The sequence below is a fragment of the Escherichia sp. MOD1-EC5990 genome (assembly GCF_002965285.1).
Lineage (GTDB): Bacteria > Pseudomonadota > Gammaproteobacteria > Enterobacterales > Enterobacteriaceae > Escherichia > Escherichia coli_F.
This window is the reverse complement of record NZ_PTRV01000057.1, coordinates 1-2,043: the sequence shown is the minus strand read 5'-3', so window position 1 is coordinate 2,043 and position 2,043 is coordinate 1. Positions and strand designations below refer to the sequence as shown.

Annotated in this window: 1 pseudogene; it reads right to left on the bottom strand. The window is 61.1% G+C overall.

Features of this window, described 5'->3' with window-relative positions:
* A pseudogene (locus tag BEB42_RS25785) lies at nucleotides 1–2,043 on the bottom strand (RHS element protein); the annotation flags it as partial.

Sequence of the window (2,043 nt, the reverse complement as noted above, 5' to 3'; positions counted from 1 at the left end):
ATACGGTTATCCGGCCACATGCTGAGGGTGCTGTCCGGGTGCAGCTCCGGGTCGGGCAGGCGGTTACCTGCCGGGTCCGTGGCATACGGGATGCGGATATCCAGATTTGAGGTGGTGGTGTGGACGCCGGTCAGCCTGCCGGAGTCGCTGTAGCTGTAACTCCGGGTCTGGCGCGGGCTGCTGATGCGAATGAGTTCGCCGTTGTCGTTCCAGGTGTAATCGCGGTCATACTGCAGGCTGTTCAGGTGCTGACTCTGTAACTGCCCGGCAGGGGTGTAAGCGGTGGTGAGTTCATAACGGCCGAAGCTGCGCAGCGTTTCCCGGTGCAGGCGGTCGCGGGTGTACTCCACCAGCGGTGTGTCGCCGAGTTTCATCCCTGCCAGGTAACCACTGCCATAAGTCAGCCATTCCACGGCGGGCAGGCTGTCCGGTATACAGCGGTTCGCCAGCCCCTGCGCGTTGTACGCATGTCTGGTCTCATGCTGCCAGAGCAGTGCTTCCGTCTGCGGGTGATGCACCGTCTGGCGCTCACCGGTCAGGCGGCCTTTCTCATCATACCCGTAATGCACCGTCACCCGGTGGCCTTCGCTGAGATGGCTGATGCCTGTCAGCCAGCCGCGTTCGTCGTACCGCCACTGTTCTGCGGTTTCACCATTCACCGTTCGCTGCGTGATGCGGTCTGCTTCGTCATAGTGCCAGTGGGTGACCAGCCCCTCATCCTCGCTGCGGATAAGTTTGCCGGTCAGGTCGTGGTGATAACGCTGTGTGCGGCCGTCAAAGCCGGTTTCCTGTATCAGCCGGTCGAGTACATCGTAACGGAAGGTGGTGTGGCTGCCGTTTTCGTTTGTCAGGCGGATGACCCGTCCTGCAGCATCGTATTCCATACTGCGCGTCAGCCCGCCCTGCGTGGTACGGACGGCCTTTCCCCACGCATCGTACTGTGTCCCGTTTCTGCTGCCGTCCGGGGCAATGACGGCGGTCAGGTCACCGGCGGCGTTGTATTCATACCGCGTTTCATGGCCCTGCGTGTCTTTCACGGCAATTAACTGTCCACGGCTGTCGTATGTGCGGTACTGACTCAGGCCTTCCTCGCGGTGCACTGCCGTCATCTGCCCGAAGCGGTCATGGTCATAACGGGTCTGGTAGCCGGAACAGTCGGTGAAGCTCAGCAACTGGCCGTAACGGCTCCATGTCATGGTTTTCCGGCTGCCGGTGGCATCTTCCGTTGCGCAGGGGAAGTCACTGTGTGGATTATCATAACGGTAGCGGATGATATCGCCGTCAGGGGCAGTTTCCTGAATCAGACGGCCGTATTCATCATATTCCCGGCGTATTTCCAGCCCGTCAGGCCCGGTGGCTGACGTTAACTGGCTGTGGTGGTTATAGTAAAACGCCGATGCCCTGCCATCCGGTGTGGTGATGCGCGTGATGAGGCCCGTCACCACATCCGGGCTGTATTCTGTTGTCCGGCCTGCCGCATCCGTCTGTGTCTTAAGCCTGCCCACCGCGTCAAACTGACTCTGCGTGACGCTGCCGTCCGCGTGTTCCTTTTTCACCACCCGCTTCAGCCCGCCTTCGCCTGCGGTATGCAGGACTTCATGGCGGTCCAGGCTGTCGGTGATGGTGATGCGGTCTTTCTCATACTGATACGTGTAGCTTAAACCCGCCGGATTAAGCTGCTCTGTCACCCGCCCGTCGCTGTCGTAACGGTAACGGATTTCCGGCCGGCCCGTGTGACGGTGCGCCACCATCCGGCCCCGGTATTTATCATCGTAAGTAAAGCTGCGCACCTGTGTATTGCTGCGGTCATACACCGCCGCCAGTTCGCCGCGCGGCGTCCAGCCATAGCGCACCAGCGGCGTGGCTGGCAGGTTGTCCGGGTATTCCGGGTCGTGCGTCAGCCACACGGCAGACAGACGGATACCGTTGTCCCGGCCATATTCCGTGTAGTCCGGCAGGGTATCAGGAAAAGCGGACTGTTCCGTCCCGCCGGAAGAGGCCTTCTGCCGGGCCTCTTCTGCCCGCTGCGCCTGCGTGGTCAGT